Consider the following 763-nt stretch of genomic DNA (forward strand, 5'->3'; position numbering starts at 1 on the left):
GGTCGCGCTCGTCCAATTGTTCACCGTCGTCAATCCGTTCCTCGCCTCGATCTGGCCCGACGACCAGCCGCGGCGGCTGGTCGTCGGGCCAGATCGAGGCGAGGAACGGATTGACGACGGTGAACAATTGGACGAGCGCGACCAGAGTCGAAATGCCGATCACGACGCCCGGAACGACGATCGCGGCGCCCAGAAGTGCGTCGAAGACCGCGCGGGTCCGCACGCCGACGCGCGCCAGGCCGAGTGCCGCCGCGGTGCCGCACAGCGCCGCCAGCAAGGCGCTGGTGGTGGCGATGAACAGGCTGTTCTTCAGCGCTTCGACCAGGAACGGGTTCGCCAATGCCTTGCCGTACCATTGCACCGAAAAGCCGGTGAACTCGCTGGCATGGTGGCCGGCGTTGAAAGAAAACAGCACCACCAGCGCGATCGGCAGATAGAGGAAAGCGAACACCGCAATGACGAAAGCCCGCATCAGATCAGATCCACCCGGCGCGCGCCCGAAACCCGGGTCGAAATGCGGTTTGCGGCAATCAGCACCACCACCGATACCAGCACCAGTGTGATGGCGATGGCCGATCCGAACGGCCAGTTGCGCGATTGCAGGAACAGGTCGACCAGCGCATTGCCGATGAAGAACACCTTGCCGCCGCCAAGCAGCGTCGGGATCAGATATTCGCCGAGCAGCAGGATCATGACCAGCGAGAAGCCGGTCATGACGCCCGGCAACGACAGTTTCAGGGTCACGCCCAGGAAAGTCGATAAT

Annotated in this window: 1 protein-coding gene and 1 pseudogene; both read right to left on the bottom strand. The window is 63.3% G+C overall.

What is annotated here, in order from left to right; translation table 11 throughout:
- A pseudogene (locus EN925_RS38170) lies at positions 1 to 472 on the bottom strand (hypothetical protein); the annotation flags it as partial.
- On the bottom strand, positions 472 to 763 hold a 292-nt coding region (locus EN925_RS38175), incomplete at its 5' end, for an ABC transporter permease subunit (protein ID WP_128337482.1). The gene EN925_RS38175 and the pseudogene EN925_RS38170, both read right to left, overlap by 1 nt.

This window comes from Mesorhizobium sp. M7A.F.Ca.US.006.04.2.1 (assembly GCF_004022915.1).
Lineage (GTDB): Bacteria > Pseudomonadota > Alphaproteobacteria > Rhizobiales > Rhizobiaceae > Mesorhizobium > Mesorhizobium ciceri.